1 protein-coding gene is annotated in these 401 nt (G+C 57.4%); it reads left to right on the top strand.

Annotated elements, in window-relative coordinates; all coding sequences use genetic code 11:
- Positions 1–286, top strand: a 286-nt coding sequence (locus ACWTU8_RS33175) for a DUF6894 family protein (RefSeq protein ID WP_455851424.1), incomplete at its 5' end; no start/stop codon positions are given.
- Positions 287–401: the final 115 nt, after the last annotated feature.

The following is a 401-nucleotide window of genomic DNA, read 5'->3' as shown; positions in this document are numbered from 1 at the left end:
GTTGAATTGCGGTCTACATCATTTGAGGGTGGCGTGGGTACGTCGCCCCTCCCGGAACATTTCCCAAAAGCAAGTTGCTTATCTCAGAGTTTGTCCGGAGCAGATGATGGCGCTGTTTTTCTTCGATATTCGGGATGGAGGTGACACATTCGAGGACGCGGATGGCATTGAGTGCGCCGCCACCCTCAAAGACGTCGAATTCCACGCGGTTTCCGTTCTACCCGACCTCGCAAAGGGAGATGCTACCGGACAGCCCACGCAGGTCGTTCGTGGTCAAAGTCCGTGACGATACCGGCAAGCAGGTATTTCGGGCCTCATAGACCCTTGCTTCGGCCTGGACAGTCGGTGATGTGCGTGCGGAGCCTCAACCCGGTGAGGATCGATGGAACGCCGCGGTGGAC

The organism is Mesorhizobium sp. BHbdii, from assembly GCF_053848045.1.
The sequence above is the reverse complement of the archived record's forward strand: the minus strand, read 5'-3'. Positions and strand labels throughout refer to the sequence as shown.